Genomic DNA, 15834 nt, shown 5'->3' on the forward strand with positions numbered 1-15834 from the left:
AGTAGGGCTAAGTTCATTTAGTTTTTTCTCTCTCTTTATAGTTTTAGTTCCAATAGATATTAAAACAGCTCATCGGCTCGCTCTTCAAAAAAGCCATTCGGCCAATCATCGATGAATTCCCCCTCTTCGTCAATACGCAGGCGTTGGGCGGTAGTGGCGCCGTCTTTGGTGTCGATATAATACACAGCGATGTCTTTTGGATTCAGTTGATTACCATTTTCTATCGGTTCACGAATACGCCGTAACAGGCGTAACAACAAATGCTCACTATGGGTTTCAAACAGAAATAGCCGCTGTTGTTTATTATTTGCTTGTTCATCGTCATCTAATAATTTACCTGCAATCAACTCTCCTAGTATAACCTGCAAACGCGGATGGATATGTAATTCAGGCTGCTCATTCATAAAAATCGGACTTCCCTTACTTAATAGCCCGACAATAATCGGTACGATTTGCGAGATACCTGTCCCCACATCGCTGACATTTACCTCTACATCTCGCCTAACATCTATCAGCTTTAAAATTTGCTGAAAACGGCCACTACGATTGATTTGTTCAATTAATTTTGGCAGATCGATATTATTTTCACCGTTCGCGATCTTTTCCAGCTCTCCTTCAACTTCCATATTAAGTGCAAGAACTTTTGATTTTTTTATCCGGTAGCCACAATTAAACTTATCTGTATCACATAGATATTGATTTACAATAGACAAATTTTCATCTGTTAGTTGATTTAATGACTGCCATGCTGCAATACCATTATGCCAATTTTCATGACTGTATTGTTCTTGAATCTGTTCTTGTGTTGGGACTTTTCTAAGAGGACCAATATATTTTGCTTCTGTTAAAAAATTAGATACCTCTTCAAATGACCCTGATAAAAGAGTATTAAAAAAATAGTAAAACAGCGCATTAGTATATTTATGCTTAATTGGTATTTCTTTATAACGATTCTCTATATCAATATAATTTTTCAACACATCTGGTTCAACATCAACTTCCTCATAATAAAAACTAGGAATATCAGGATTATCAAAGTCTTCATAAGCTACTGATTTTTTATTTGGAGGATGATCCAAAAAATCACTAATTTCATTTAGCTTGTCAAAAAAATGGAGCATTACATTTCGATATACATCAGCACCGACATAATCTTTAGAAAAACCTGGAAATAGAATTTTCTCCTTATTAACATTCTTCCATAGACTATCTTCATAGACTATACCATCAAATAAGTATTTCCAACCAATGTTATCTCTTGAGTCTTTAGTTAAGTAGCGCTTATTTTCTAATAGGAACCAAGGATGAAAAAAATTAATCTCTATCCAATTAGGGTCAGGGTCATTTCCTCCTTCTGTGCTAATTGTTACGACAACTTCATTTTTTGCAATAAATTTAAGATGTGACAAAAATGCACGCTTTTCTTTTTCTTCCCAACTAATTGAAAATTCAATAATCAAACCTTCTGTTACTGTATTTGCGCTTAGAAGAGGGTAATTTTTTATCTCTTCAGCAGCATTTTCATTAGGGATCTCTCTCGGACGCTTCTCATGAGGAAAATAAATCTTTCCCGAACGCTTCTCTCTTACAAAACTCATATATCCACCTGTTGTACTTTCAACAAATAGATCCCAATTCCACAAAGCATCAATCTCAATCCCAAACTTAATCGACCGACTCAAATCATGCCCATGCACCAAATTGGCAAACCCACCCAAATCCATCGAAGTGCCACCGACACGGGTATAGCGGTTATTACACTCCTGATGATTCACCACATCATTAAGATAAGCCAGCGCCTGCAACAGCGTACTTTTGCCAGCACTATTAGGCCCATAGAGCAGCGTAATCGGTGCCAGCTCAAACTTAACCGGCTCACGAATGCCTTTAAAATTTTCAATTGTAATCGACTTAATAGCCATTGCTCTGTTCCCGTTCCAATTTTGAGTGTGTACGCAAACCCATCCGGTTTCCGAATAAAAAATAACCCTCTGCCCTATCCGCAGTATGTTCCACACAGCAGAGTGCGAATAAGGCTAACGACTGAGGGCTCAAGCCGTAGGAGACTCTCTGCTGCTTTGGTATGCCGGATAAAGCACTTAATATGCCAACTATACTCACTGCTCGCTAATTCCATAACGCGCCATGCGTTTAGTTAAAGTCTGATTGGTATCCTTATAGCCTAACAGCTTAGAAGCCCCCTTCTTACTCTGCCCCGACTCCTGCCACGCCCGCTCAATATAGTGGCGTTCAACCTCCTCAAGTACCTGAGATACCTTGAAATTGTCATCCAGTGGCCGCCCCAACACACCATCACTACTTTGTGCTTGCGGCCGCAGCAATATCGCCTGAGCCAAATCCTCCGCGGTAATCATCTCACCGCGCTGCCATAGCGTGGCACGAATTAAGGTATTCTCCAACTCGCGCACATTCCCCGGCCATGGGTGACTTAAAATAATATTTGTGGCCTCAACAGAAAGTTTTTTACTCTCTAGCTGCTCCTCTTTGGCAATGCGCTGCAACAGTCGCTCGGCTAAATAGAGTAGATCCCCCTCCCTTTGGCGTAAAGGCGGAAGGGTTAACACCCCAATAGAGACCCGATAGAACAGATCTTCGCGAAATTTTCCTTCCATCACCCGCTGCGCTAAATCACGGTGAGTTGCCGCAATCAGGCGAACATCGACACCGATCTCTGCCCCACCCCCGACTCGCCGGATCTTCTTCTCCTGAAACACCCGCAATAGCCGTACCTGAGCATCGAGCGGTAATTCGCCCAGCTCATCTAAAAAAATAGTGCCGCCATTGGCCGCCTCAAATATCCCCTTTTTTTGTACATTCGCGCCGGTAAAAGCCCCCTTTTCATGACCAAACAGCTCTGAGTCGATCAGCTCTGGCGGAATCGAGCCACAGTTGAGGGCAATGAAGGGTTTATCGGCCCGGGGGCTGCTGTTATGAATGGCAGTGGCAAATAGCTCTTTACCGGTACCGGTCTCTCCTAGCAACAGCACCGGAATTGAGCGTTGCGCTAGTTGAGCTGCCTTCAGCTTCAGTTCCTGCATCACACGACTTTGGGCGTAGATGTCGCTAAAGTGTGTCGCAGAGGTGGTATCGAAATCACTCAACGAGTGCAGCTGTTGATCCGATAGCGGCGTAAACTCAGCCGCAATTTGAAACGGTAGCGTCACCTGTTTCAACCCAAATTGCAGTGACGATGCCAATAAGGTAACTTTTTTAAACCGGGTCTGGGTCAGCAGCAGCCAGACCGCATGCATCGCTGGGGTACCGGGGCTAAGTAGCACCGCAGTCTGCGCCTGATCATCAATCAAAGGGGTTAGCACCGCCTTTTCAGCTAAATAGATGGCGGCATAATCGACCGGAATCATCTGCTCATCATGCCACTGCAGCACCACTTCGGCATCGATCTGTGGCTGTAACCAGTCAATATAGCGTTGGGTTCGCTCTATTGGGTAGTTACTGAGTAGCAGAATCTGTTGTAACGCTGGCATCAGATCGGCAAGCGAAGCGAAAATCGGCCCTCGATTATCCTCCGACTCTATGCCCTTAAGGTCGTGGTCACCCACCCAACAAATTAATCGGGTAATGGTCACAGTTGCTGCTGCTCCTTTTATCCGTCTGAAACTTAACCGTCAATAACGCAAGAGTTGATCGGTGTGGTTCAGGCTCATTTGCGGTTTACCCTTGTAGAGAGCCACCATTCCGGTGGCACAAAACCGCTGTCCGGCTAACCCTGCCAAGTCACCCCACTGCCGCTCGAAATAGACCCGTTTGTTACTCCAAATCACCCAGGTCAGGGGCTGATTCGGGTAGCGCCGCTCCAGATTAAGGTAGCTTCCTTGACTAAAGGGTGATACCTGCGCAATCCGGCCACAGACGCGAACCTCTTTACCGATATGGTTAACAACCTGCTCTGGCGACAGCGTGGTTGATTGTGATGAATCCCGCTTAGTAGGGTTAGCTTGCGATTGCAGTGGTGTAACCGCCGCCTGTAGTTGACAACGAAACCTTTTAAATTCATGACTGTACTCCACCTGCTCGCGTAAATTCGCCATCGAGAGCTGATGCTGGTGCGCCAACTGCCGCTGCTGTTCGACGTTCCATTGTACCCCACGATTGCCCGCAGCACGATGCAGTTGATTTAAACCGGTGACTGAAACGCCATAAAATAGCGAGGCCTCAGATAGCGTATTGAGCGTCGCTTCGTAACAGGCTGCGCTCTCGGTTTCACCATAACCGGTGGCAGAGAACTGTTGCGCTTGCAGCGGCAGCATCACCACAGAAAGAAGTATAAACAATCCGATTCTGCATCTCATGACGGTAACTCCTGATTTTAGTTAAACATCTCGACACTTTCGGCATCGACCCGAACCCGGAGCTGAAACGGCGAGGAGTTAGACCGGTATTGAGGCAAAATATCGCCTAATTCACGATAATCCTTGATGCTCCACTCCGACTGCTGAAAATCGTCTTTATCGGTACCGGCACCGCTGACCAATCCACCTTGATTGGTGATGATGTAGCGTTCATGCAGTTTAAGCTCATCCTCTTTTCGCTCCCAGGCATACAGTTCAATTTGGTGTGCCGTTTCATAGCCCATTTTATTAAGAAACTGCTGCCAGCGCGACACCAGGTGGCTCTTCTTCTCTTCCCACTTACAGTGAATTATGATTCGCCCGCCCTCGCGCAGGCCACGCCGTTCACGAAAATTATTGGCCATCACCCGCAGTGAGGTCTGGTAACGCGGCAGCTCTAGGTAGAAGTAGGGATCAATAATGGTTAGCTTTTTGGCATAAGAGAGGAATGGCAGCAGGATTTCATGCAGATTCTCTTGGCTTTTAATGCAGTGGTGGCTACCGGTTAAGCCAAAGACTTCGCTAATATTGATGCTATCGAGCTGCGATAGCGCCATCACATCGGGCTGGTAGGTGTCGTTAGCGATGATTTTATAGAAAGGACGCAACTGGTGCAGTGTCAGAGCAATAGAAAACCAGTCCGATTCGTTTTCGCCATAGCTTATCGTTGTCAGTTTAGGATGGCCGACAATGCGATCCCGATCACGCAGTATCGCTATGGTGCCTAATAGCCGCTCGCGAATTGAAGCCGGCAGCGTATTCACTCGCGTCATCACCCTTTTGGCCCACTCTTTATTGTTCAGGCCGACGATATAACCGCTTTGGGCTAAACTATCGAGCAGGATTTTAATATCTTTCCAACGCGCCTCCTCTTGTAATCTGGCAGCATCAAAGACTTGGGGTGTAATGCAGATCTCTTTAAACATCGTCAAAGCGCTCGCGGTAACTCTCTTCAAAAAAGCCATTCGGCCATGGGTCGAGTAGTGTACCATCGTCATCGAGTTCAAGCTCATTGAGGTAGGTCGATTCGCCGTTGTGATCGACATAGAGCAGGCAGATGTCATCGGGGGTAATTGCTAACGGATCGTCTTTGCTCAGCGTACCATCGGCGGTTTGGCGCATTCGTTTCATGATTCGAAGCAGCAGGTGTTCGCTATGCGATTCAATCACCAGCTCGTTACCCTGTTCGCGGTAGCTGCGGATAAACTCATCGGCAATTTCGCACTGTAAGGCCGGGTGGAGATGGAGTTCGGGCTGTTCGATGAAGATTTTGCTCTGTTTTAGGGTTTTGGCGGCAATCAGCACGGGCAGCACTTGCGAGATACCAAGTCCCATTTCTCGGGGGGTGACTTCGGTTTTGGTGCGTTTGTCGAGGAAGGTGATTGTAGCTTTCTCCAGAGGTTCCAAAAAAAGTATTTTGCGCCACAGGCTATGTACTTTTTTACGATTAACGATAATTTCGTAATGACTTTTTAGCTTTTTATCATTAGATAGCCAATGATTTATTCTCTCTACGATTTCAGGTTTTTTAACAAAACCTTCCCACATCTGCTGACTATTTTTTGCCCAACCTAAAGCCTTTTTTTTATGGTTAAAATTAGTTTTAGAATTTAACCATTCGATAAAAGAAATAGATTTCATATATAGCGACAATCTAGCTAAAAATTCATTTTTTGAGTTAATGGCAAATAAATTTAACACCGAAAAAAAAATATAGCCGGCCATTTTTTATGGTTGCTTAACGAATAAGTCAACTCGTTTCTCTTTGGGTAATATCTAAGGGGTGCTATATACTGGACACTAAGACTGATATTGGAAAAATTCAAAACTACCTCAATTATACTTCTTGAAAGGAATTCATGTCGCATGATTATTGAAGTGATTTTTTTATTAAAAAATTTTCGAGAAAAATAACACGCATCGGAAAAAGAATTATTTATATCTCTAATCAAATTAGACATTATAAAAAAGTTACTTTCTAACATTTTAGAGCATTCACTAGAAAACTTTCCATCCTTGGCAGACCAGATGTTATCACAATTATTAACCAAACTGATCCCAACACTTTTTTGTGAAATTTCAAAAAAAGAAGATATATTATTATAATTTTTAACTTTTCTAAGAGCATTAATATATTCAATTATTGATTTTTCAATTAACTCATCATTTCCATGGAAAATGTTTTCAAACCAAACCAAATAATTCTCTATTATTTTCAACAAAAAAACATCCACCAAAGTACAACTTTTCTTTTCACAAACAAACCCCACTAAATCAAAGGAACTTAGCAACGCCTCCTCTTTCTCAAAAAGCTCTTCAAAAGCTTTGTTTTTAACTATAAGCTTACTTGCTTTATTACATTTAAAAAACTCAACAAACTTCGAGACTGAATCAATTATATAATAACCAATATAATTAAAAAAATTGCTATTTTTTTTATTTTTTTTAATCATATCTAAATTGCAATTATTTAACTTAAAACAAATTGAATTTATTACTCTACATTTTCTTGAAAAAAGATTTTTCAATTCCGAAATAATTTCTTCATTTTTTTGATTCTCTTTATTAAACAAAATATCACGCAAACAATCAGGTAAATTATTAATTATTTCATCTTTATTATTTATATCAGATCCACCCAATTCAATAAAAACTCTTAACACATCTCTCATGACTTTATGCGACAATAATTCTCTCCTTGATCTTTTTGATATCCTCTGGTATTTCTCAAGAAATTTAATAGTTGAATCAAAATTATAAAAAGGGTGCTTTAGTGTCTTATTAACATCATTAAGTACCTGAAACTTTTTCATATTTATTATTTTTCTTATTTTATAAGAATATACCGAGAACTCATCATTATTAACAATTTTTATATAATCTTTTATTTTTAAAGAAATTTCCTCATCAGTTAGCTCAAAAAAACCTGCATCACCAGCATCAATAACATCTTTATAATCAACTCCATATATTTGAGAAATTTTCTCTATATTTTTAAAAGTTATTTTATACGATATTTTACGATTAATATCTTTACCGTGAACAAAATTATTAAATTCACCAATATCAAACAGATCACCAGCAAAACAGCTTCCGTATGAAGTAAAACTCTGTTCCCCACCCCGCCGAATATACTCAATATAAAGCAAAAAATGCAGCAGACTCGACTTACCCATGCTATTCGGCCCATAGACCAGTGTAATTGGTTTTTTGGAGAAGGTCTGCATCTTCTCACCAAAGCTCTTAAAGTTATTGAAACTGATTGTATCGTGCTGCTTCTTCATATTTCCTTACCCGATAATCCCAAAAATTCAACTAAACAGCCATTGATACAGGCCATATAATACGGCTAATATTGATAAAACAACGACCCCAAAAACGCTCCAGACCAAGATGGTAAAACCAATCGACCTATTACCAACATCCCTCTCTTCTAACCTATAATTTATATACTCACGCCCCTCAATTTTTGCCAACAGCCTCTCCCCTTTTTGAACATAATTTTCAGAAAGTCCATGTATATCGCCGTATAGCTCGGCCTCTTCCATATAGAAACGATACTGAAACCGTAATACCTCAGCCGCCTCTTCAGATTTTCCCTGTTGGTATAGCGCTTCCGCCTCCTCATACAAGGAGATTATCAAATGCATATCTTTGGCCATTATATCTTCCTAAATTAGGCAGCCCGCCGAAAATCTTGCGGCAATAGCAACCCATACGAACCATCAACATAACGCCGTGACTCTTCACTTAGCACCTGATCTAGCGAATTTTCCAAAATATCGGTTCCCAAACCGATCAACTGCCGCTTACCCCAATTAGAGATATAGCGCTCATGGTTACCGAGCCAGGTGAGCGCCTGCGACAATGCCCACTCATTGTAACCCACATCATTGGCCTCAACGCGCAGACGACTATTCACCCGCTCAATTGAAGCTTTAGCTAGCGATAACCGCCCCATTAACTCGGTCATTGAGCCAGAGTTTAGCGCATGGCCTCGTGCAGCACCAATGCGATCTTCCAACCATTTTTGATTGCCGATGCCATCATTTACCGTGGTTTGAATAAAATCGGTTAGATCAATTTCGCGAGTATGCTTCCAGCGAAAATTAGTTCCTCGCCACGCTTTCAGCCCATTAGTGCAAATCAGCACCATACGCCCCCAGCTCACCTTATAGGCATCATAGCCGCTGTTTTTGGCGTAAATGAGCCCGTAGCGATATTCGGTCTGAAACCCCTGCATATCAAACTTAAAGGACTCAATCACATCGCCACTACGATTCCGCTTCATACCATAACTCTGCGGAACCAGTGCGGTATTGTCACGGATCTGCTCTAAAAACTGCTGCCGAAAGGCGAGCTGATTCACTTCAACAAATTTATCGGTCACGACACCATAGATCTGATTCGCGCCACGACTATCGCGATAGTAGCGGATCAGCAACTCGTGCTGTGCAAACAGTGCCGATAGCTCCTGCTCTAGCTGGCGGGGATCCTGCTGGAACAGGTTGTTCCAACGCTGCTCAATCGTGGTATAGGCAGATTGACCCCACGCTCTTCCCCCTAATTGATGGATTAAAGGACGATCTATTTTGCCACGAAACACCGTACCATCATGCCACAGCTGAAGCTCTTTGCCTTTCTTATCGATAGTCACCCGCACCGCTGCGGTTAAGCGGTGTGACTGAATGTTCTGCTCAAAGCGAACTAGCTCGTTTAAAGGGGCAATATCGGCTTGAACGGCATTGATTAACATGGCATCGTCTCCTGAGGCTAAGTTGAATGACACTCTCCTCAACAGCAATCTCTTTGCCAAGTTAATAAAAAATATTTCTTATTTTATTTCAGTTAATTACAAAACAATTCAAGTTAAGCATCTATGACATTAAGGGTAAATGTTTTTATGTATGGATAATAATGGTTACTTTTTAGAGGTCGTGCTATCCGGATATTCTGCTTAATATAGCGACCCATTTCATTTTAAAGAGCCCTGATGAATCGATATGCGCCAATAGCCTAACCAACACTATCCGATTTTCACTAGAAACCAGCCCTTGTTATCCCCTACAATTAAGCCATGAGCAACGCATCCCCCCCCTCCCCTTGTCACCCCAGCGCCGACGCCAATGGCACCGCCTATTCGGGCTGATGGTACAAGAGCAATTTCATGATAGCCCCTACCGGGTTGAGGTAGAGATCGATGTCGCCAAGGTGTCACAATTTCTCGATGTGGTGGTGATTGAGCAGTTCGAGGCGAGAGATTGGGCGGGAGCCAATACACTACCCGATGGGTTGCAGCCGTTGCGTCCCCACAATCTGATTACCTTTAAATCGCACCATGAATCGCTCACCGACTGGTCGGTCAAAGAGTTAGTCGGCTACTATGTCAGCTACCGAAAACAGCTCAGCGAAGGTAGCAAACGCCCACCCCAGTCCGATTTCGGACTCTACGCTGTCAGCCACCACTACCAGTAGAATCTGTCGGCTTATCTTAGTACAGGAGACAAGCCGGGGCTCTACCACCTCAACTGGGGCAGTGATACAATCACACTCATTGTTCTGACTCAAATCGCTACCGAACCGCATAACGACCTGTGGCATCTCTTTAGCCACCAAGCCGAGCGGGTCCGGCAGGCGAGCCAGCGTTATCGTCAACATCGTAGCGAAATTGCCTATGGCGTGATACAGCAGTTATTGGAAATCTACAGCGAGGAGGAGCCTGAGATGGCCTATACCCTGGAACAGTTTACTAAAGAGTTTGTTGCCAGCCATTTGGGGGTTTTGACACCAGATGAGATAGCCAACCGCTTAAGTCAGAAAGATTTACAGACACTACTAGAGCGGTTGCAGCAGCGACAGCAGAAGAGCACCAATAACACAGAGGAGGAAAGAGACTTACAGGGAGAGTAAATCAATGTGGTAATTTATGGCTAATTCGTCGATAAAGTTTGATTTGAGAGTTGCCTTAGCGCCACCAGTTACCAGTCTCAAAATCCTCTCCAAAAAACAAAAACATCCTTTTTATTTTAGTTGCTTATTCCTCATATCCTATTTATTTTCTCCACTACGACTACCCCCTAAATAGCCGTTCCCCCCGCAATTCTCTCTGTAGCCCCATTTTTCTCTGTAGTCAGGAAAAATTGCCGGATTTTTGACTACCTACTCGTTACCCAGTCAGGCCTTGTTCATCGTTCCGTCAGGCTTGCAGTGTCTATTATGCCCCTCCAACCAAGTGTGATTCAAACCATGCTTTTTAAACGACCATCTCTTCCGGTAATCCACGGCGTGTAGGGGCGGGTTTCAAACCCGCCCCTACGAAACCCGGGTCTTGTTCATCGTCTCGTCACCCTCATGAGGCATGATTCCCTCGCCTTACCTCTCCGCCTCTCCCAGCGGGAAGGGGGTGGAGGGGAGCTAACGAAGAGATGAACAAGGCCCCCATTTCGTAACGACAGGTTTGAAACGCACTATTGCAACCATTGCGCCCTCAAATCAAATTATTCTGTGTGGCTATTGCGTAGCAGAAAGAAAGAGAGCGGAGCTTGATGCGCTAGCACACTCAAACGGGCTTAACCCATATTTTGGGAATTTTGAGCAAAAAATGACGATTTTGCCAGAAAATTTCGCATAGGCAGTTTAGTTTGTACTCCTCTTCCCGATCCTTACTTCGACTCACCTCTTGGATGAGCCTTTCCTTCGATGCTCACGACAACGCTCTTCAGCCAATGCCGCTCGACGGTGGTTTGAAGCCGACCCCTGCAGGCAGACTTCGGAGGGTCTTCCTCCATCACTTTAGCAGCTTCTCATACTGCACGGCTCAACTCCATTTGAACCGAACCGCATTGCTGTGGCACACACGAGACGATGAACAAGGCCGATGCAGGAGAAGCGCGAGAGGCGGGTTGCACACTCTAAATCAATCATTTATATGTGCGGACAGCGGGTTGCGCTCTGTACATAGGAGAAAGAGTTGTATAAAATAGGCAGCTTAACTAAGTTTGGAGGCTCCGTTGAAAATGGATATCCATTCCTAACAGCAATTAACAGTACGGCCTGTTAATCAGTCTGATAGAGTTTGCGGTTCAGATATTAAATACCCAAGACACCGAAGCACACAGCTAGATCGGTTTATTACTAAGTACAGGAAAACTGATGAGCAAAATTTTAATTATTTTTTCCACAACTGATGGGCACACACAAAAAATATGTTCTCGACTTCAAGAAATAATAGAAAATAGCAACAACCAAGTCACCTTATCACCCATATCAGAAGCAGATTCAATTGATTTAAACTCGTTTGATAAAATTGTTATTGGTGCAAGTATTCGGTATGGGAAGCATAGCCCTGAAATTTACAAATTCATAAACAATAATGCACAAAAATTTGAGCACAAACCCAACGCATTTTTCTCTGTAAATGTCGTTGCCAGAAAGCCGGAAAAAAGCCAACCTAACACAAACCCTTACTTACAGAAATTTCTTGCGCAAATTACATGGAAACCAAAGAAACTTGCAGTTTTTGCAGGGAAAATCGAATATCAGAAATATAGTTTTTTTGATCGTTTAATGATTAGGTTAATTATGAAGGTTACCCATGGACCAACCGATCCCAAAACCAATGTAGAATTTACGAATTGGAGTCAAGTGGACGATTTCGGACAAGTTATTAATGAAATGTAACTTATCCATTAAAAATCAAAACAACTTCTGGATGCAGAGACGATGGTCACGGAGAGGCTTGATCTGCTCATTATTAGTCCAAAAGATCTCCAGGCCGCTGGCGGTTGGAGATCCGATCCCGCAGTTCCGCTCGCAAACAGAGGTGCCGTTCAGCCAGAGTAGATCGGCGCTCATCGGGTGAGAGCGCATCTAAATAGCGTTGCAGCAGCTCGTGAAGGGGGGAATTCATAGCCGTTTTACTCGGCGAGTCGTCTCTGAATGAGGCCGAAGCGTCTATTTTCAGCCACTCGTTTAACACCCCCACCGGTGCGGCAGCCCCTCTCGGGCCGGGCAGTACCAGAACTTATCCTCCCAACTGACCTTAGGATTGCGGTTAAAGATCACTAAATGCGCCTCCTCCGCCCCACACCCATCGGCATAATCGAGCGTCTGCTGGCACCCTTCGGCCAGTAGTTGTTCTAAGTCGCCCCGTTGCAGCTTCAGCTCCACCACCACCCGCTGCACTTCGCCCCAGAAGCCCGCCGTTTCATCCACCGGCCACTCAATGATGAGATCGGTACGCCGCCGACCGAGGGCATATTCACGGTTAATGCGCCCGCCACCGTTGATAATCCGCTGCAAAAACGCCTGCATTAATAGCTGCGGCCCCGCCTCTTTGTAGTCAAACCGTTCAACCCAGCTCTCGGCGTTGTCGCGAAAAAAGTGCCGAAATCCGTGCAACAGTTTGACCATGTCGAGCCGTCGCTCGGCGGTGAGGTACCACTGCTGCTGTTGGTGGGTGATATTCTGCTGCATCACAATCGACAGCTCGCGTGGAATCACCTCTTGGTAGATGCGGTTGCTGATATGGATCATCGGGTGGCGCCGAATCAGCCCTAAATCTTCGCAATATTGCAGGTCATCGGCGGCTTGCTGGATGCTATCCCCCTCGCCCGCCACAATCGGTGCTATCACCCCATGCACGCGCGGTTCACACAGTTTGTCTGATAACTGATCGAGGTGGGTGGCGCGGGATTGGATCAGCCGCTCACGGGCGGCCTGATAGTGGCGTAGGGTGATGGGTTGGTGGCGGTCGCGGAGCTCTACCGCTTTCCAAGTCAGTTCGTGACCCAGTGCATTGACAAGCCACGGCTGTCCGGCGGTATCGAGCCACAGTTCGGCAAAAATCGCCTCTTCAAAGGGCTGGCCGGTCGCCTCAGTGTGCTGCTGATAGAGCTGACGGCATTCGACTTCGTTAAAGTTGCCCATCGTTAGGGATTCGGCTTTGATATTAAAGGCGCTGCCGCCGGTGATGATGTCGCCACTGCTCTGGTGGATGCGGTAATCTTTTAAGTCGCGCACGCCGCAGAGCAGCACCGAGTGGGGAAAGGCGTGCGGGCGTTGGGTATAACCGGTGCGCAGTTGCCGCAGCAGGGAGACTAGCGTATCGCCAATGAGGGCATCGACCTCATCCAGTAGCAGGACTATCGGACGGTCGCTGCGCTGGCACCAGAAATTGAGCAGGGCTTGTAGCTGCTGATGCGGTGTCTTTTCCGAACCCTCCTGTTTTAACCACGCCAGAAGCTGGTTGTCTCCCCGATCCATCGCCACGGTTTCCGCGATAGCCAGACAGATGGTTTTAATTCCTGCTCCCACATCATTGCGTGCGGTCTGCGCCGTTTCAATGTTGACATAGAGAGCACTATAACGCCCTTCCGCATTGAGCCGCTCGACCATCGCCAGCAGGGTGGTGGTTTTGCCGGTCTGGCGCGGCGCATGGAGCAGAAAGTAGCGCTGGCTGTCGATAAGATAGCTCAGCTCCGCCCAGTTGAGCCGCATAAGTGGCGGCAGGGTGTAGTTCAGCTCCGCCTTTTGCGGCCCAGCGGTGTTAAAAAATTTATCCATTCATCTCATCCTCTCTGTTTTTCACCTAACCGGTAGATGGTGGATAGCGCGACTCTAAAAAATATCGCGATCCGAGGCTGCTGCCAAGAATCCAGCCCATGGGTGCCATCCGTTCCGTCAATCGGGGCGATGAACAAGGCCGATTGGTTTAAGTATCGACAGCCGGCGCAGCGGCATTAACACCCCCATAAATGGGGCTGGTTCTCCCGTGCGGGGCAGTACCAGAGCTTCTCCTCCCAGCTCACTTTCGGGTCGCGGTTGAAGATAAGCAGATGCGACTCCTCGGCACCACAGCCGTCGGCATAGTCGAGGGTCTGGGTGATACCTTTGGCAATGAGCTCTTCTAAATCACCCCGTTGCAGTTTTAGCTCGACCACTATCCGCTGCACCGGCCCAAAGAAGCCCTGCGCCTCATCCAGCGACCACTCGATAGTGAGGTCGGTGCGCTTACGGCCTAAGGCATATTCGCGCTGAATCCGCCCGCCGCCGTTAATAATCCGCTGCAAAAAGGCCTGCATCAGCAGTTGCGGCCCCGCCTCTTTGTAGTCAAAGCGCTCAATCCAGCCCTCGGCGTTCTCACGGAAGAAGTGTTGGAAGGCTTTGAGGAGTTTGACCATATTCAGTCGCCGGTCGGGGTGGAGGTACCACACCTGCTCCTGATTGGCGATGGTGGTCTGGGTGATCCATGTCAGCTCACGCGGAATCACTTCGCGATAGATGCGATTGCTAATGCGCAGCGAGGGGCGCGACACCACTAAACCCAAATCTTCGCAATATTGGCGGTCATCCAGTGGAACCGGCTGCTCTAACTCATCCACCCCTGCCAGTAAGGGGGCAATCACTCGCCGCACCCGCTCCTCTTGCAGCTTGTGCGCTAACTGGTCGAGGTGGGTGGCGCGGGATTGAATCAGCCGCTCACGGGCGGCCTGATAGTGGCGTAGGGTGATGGGTTGGCGGCGGTCGCGGAGTCCCACCTCTTCCCAAGTCAGTTCGTGGCCAAGGGCATTGACAAGCCACGGCTGTCCGGCGGTGTCGAGCCACAACTCGGCAAAAATGCCCTCTTCAAAGGGCTGGCCGGTCGCTTCGGTGTGCTGCTGATAGAGTTGGCGGCATTCGATTTCGTTGAAATTGCCCATCGTGAGCGACTTAGCCTTAATGTTAAAGGCGCTGCCGCCGGTGATGATGTCGCCGCTGCTCTGGTGGATGCGGTAATCTTTTAAGTCGCGCACCCCACAGAGCAGCACCGAGTGGGGAAAGGCAAGGGGGCGCTGGGTGTAGCCGGTGCGCAGTTGCCGCAGCAGGGAGACCAGTGTATCGCCAATGAGGGCATCGACCTCATCTAATAGCAGGACTATCGGCTTAGGGTGGTGCAGGCTCCACCGCTCTAGCAGATTAAAGACCAGCCCGTGGTGACTCTCCCCATGGTGGGGCTGCGCCTCCAGCCAATCGAGCAGTGAGCTATCGTGCAATGTGAGACGTGCTGATCGGGCAATGGCATTGGCAACCGTATAGTTACCAATCGTGATCTGATTCCGCGCCGTCTGCGCCATTTCAATGTTGACATAGAGGGCACTATAACGCCCTTCCGCATTGAGCCGCTCGACCATCGCCAGCAGGGTGGTGGTTTTCCCCGTCTGGCGGGGGGCGTGGAGCAGAAAGTAGCGTTTTTGGTCAATCAGATGGTGAATCTCTGCCCAATGAACGCGCTGCATCGGGTCGAGCGTATAGTGATCGGCGGCAATCTGCGGCCCTGCGGTGTTAAAAAACTTCTCCACTCCTCTCATCCTCTCGGTTTTGCGCCTAAAACCGGCGGTTTGGCGCCGAACTGTAGCAGATAGCGATCCTGATTCTCCTCTCTAACCCGACCGATATCGGTTAGCGCGTAGTGGTTAAACACCAT

The 15834-nt window shown here is 46.4% G+C and carries 13 protein-coding genes; 3 read left to right on the top strand and 10 right to left on the bottom strand.

The genetic code is table 11. The features are described from left to right. Window positions 1-59: 59 nt before the first annotated feature. The 8 genes from D5085_01120 to D5085_01155 form a co-directional block, all read right to left on the bottom strand. Window positions 60-1922 carry a DUF3696 domain-containing protein gene (locus tag D5085_01120; protein QEP41870.1) on the bottom strand — a complete coding sequence of 621 codons (1863 nt, stop codon included), beginning with the start codon at window positions 1920-1922 and terminating at the stop codon, window positions 60-62. Window positions 1923-2117: 195 nt separating this feature from the next. Next, complete coding sequence (locus D5085_01125) at window positions 2118-3506, bottom strand: AAA family ATPase (GenBank protein QEP45003.1); 1389 nt, start codon at window positions 3504-3506, stop codon at window positions 2118-2120. 141 nt (window positions 3507-3647) lie between these two features. Then, window positions 3648-4289: a hypothetical protein gene (locus D5085_01130; protein ID QEP41871.1), complete on the bottom strand. Its 642-nt coding sequence runs from the start codon at window positions 4287-4289 to the stop codon at window positions 3648-3650. 59 nt (window positions 4290-4348) lie between these two features. Further along, entirely contained in the window at window positions 4349-5296 is a 948-nt protein-coding gene (locus D5085_01135) for a hypothetical protein (protein QEP41872.1), read from the bottom strand. Next, window positions 5289-6095, bottom strand: a complete 807-nt coding sequence (locus tag D5085_01140; GenBank protein QEP41873.1) for a DUF3696 domain-containing protein — start codon at window positions 6093-6095, stop codon at window positions 5289-5291. Before D5085_01140 ends, D5085_01135 begins: the two co-directional genes overlap by 8 nt. Further along, complete coding sequence (locus tag D5085_01145) at window positions 6065-7654, bottom strand: ATP-binding protein (protein ID QEP41874.1); 1590 nt, start codon at window positions 7652-7654, stop codon at window positions 6065-6067. Before D5085_01145 ends, D5085_01140 begins: the two co-directional genes overlap by 31 nt. A gap of 27 nt (window positions 7655-7681) precedes the next feature. Then, window positions 7682-8032 carry a hypothetical protein gene (locus D5085_01150; GenBank protein QEP41875.1) on the bottom strand — a complete coding sequence of 117 codons (351 nt, stop codon included), beginning with the start codon at window positions 8030-8032 and terminating at the stop codon, window positions 7682-7684. A 14-nt stretch (window positions 8033-8046) separates the two neighbouring features. Beyond that, entirely contained in the window at window positions 8047-9126 is a 1080-nt protein-coding gene (locus tag D5085_01155) for a hypothetical protein (protein ID QEP41876.1), read from the bottom strand. A gap of 347 nt (window positions 9127-9473) precedes the next feature. On the opposite strand from D5085_01155, the gene D5085_01160 reads away from it, so the two are divergent. The 3 genes from D5085_01160 to D5085_01170 all read left to right on the top strand — a co-directional run bounded on the left by D5085_01160 (window position 9474) and on the right by D5085_01170 (window position 12050). Beyond that, window positions 9474-9845, top strand: coding sequence for a hypothetical protein (locus D5085_01160; protein ID QEP41877.1), 372 nt, complete (start codon window positions 9474-9476; stop codon window positions 9843-9845). A 249-nt stretch (window positions 9846-10094) separates the two neighbouring features. Continuing rightward, complete coding sequence (locus tag D5085_01165; GenBank protein QEP41878.1) at window positions 10095-10280, top strand: hypothetical protein; 186 nt, start codon at window positions 10095-10097, stop codon at window positions 10278-10280. A gap of 1242 nt (window positions 10281-11522) precedes the next feature. Beyond that, the gene (locus D5085_01170) at window positions 11523-12050 is read left to right on the top strand and encodes a menaquinone-dependent protoporphyrinogen IX dehydrogenase (protein ID QEP41879.1); all 528 of its coding nucleotides are present in this window, start codon (window positions 11523-11525) and stop codon (window positions 12048-12050) included. Between the two features lie 291 nt (window positions 12051-12341). Here the strand turns inward: D5085_01170 and D5085_01175 are convergent, their stop codons facing one another. Both D5085_01175 and D5085_01180 read right to left on the bottom strand, forming a co-directional pair. After that, entirely contained in the window at window positions 12342-13934 is a 1593-nt protein-coding gene (locus D5085_01175) for an ATP-binding protein (protein ID QEP41880.1), read from the bottom strand. Window positions 13935-14110: 176 nt separating this feature from the next. Further along, entirely contained in the window at window positions 14111-15709 is a 1599-nt protein-coding gene (locus tag D5085_01180) for an ATP-binding protein (GenBank protein ID QEP41881.1), read from the bottom strand. Window positions 15710-15834 lie beyond the last annotated feature (125 nt).

This window comes from Ectothiorhodospiraceae bacterium BW-2, from assembly GCA_008375315.1.
Classification (GTDB): Bacteria; Pseudomonadota; Gammaproteobacteria; order Thiohalomonadales; family Thiohalomonadaceae; genus BW-2.